This window comes from Cobetia sp. SIMBA_158 (assembly GCF_046566945.1).
Lineage (GTDB): Bacteria > Pseudomonadota > Gammaproteobacteria > Pseudomonadales > Halomonadaceae > Cobetia > Cobetia amphilecti.
This window is the reverse complement of the sequence record NZ_JAWJYL010000730.1, coordinates 1-253: the sequence shown is the minus strand read 5'-3', so window position 1 is coordinate 253 and position 253 is coordinate 1. Positions and strand designations below refer to the sequence as shown.

The 253-nt window shown below is 42.7% G+C and carries 1 protein-coding gene; it reads left to right on the top strand.

The window, feature by feature from the left end; translation table 11 throughout:
- A partial coding sequence (locus R2R70_RS21735) for an elongation factor 1-alpha C-terminal domain-related protein (RefSeq protein ID WP_410979157.1) occupies window positions 1–253 on the top strand: 253 nt, incomplete at both ends.

Below are 253 nucleotides of genomic sequence, written 5' to 3'. Positions count from 1 at the left end.
GGCCAAGCAATTACTATTACGCTAAACAGTGAAATAGACATTAGCCGCGGCGACGTAATCGTACCGGCAAGTTCAACTGCCGTTGTTACTAATCAGCTTCAGGCTAAAATTGTATGGATGCACGAATCGCCATTAGTGCTAGGTAAAAACTACAACCTAAAACTAGGCAGCAAAAACACATCGGCTGTGGTTAAAAAGATTGACCACACTATTGATGTAAACACGCTTGAACATGGCTCTGCCGATTCATTAC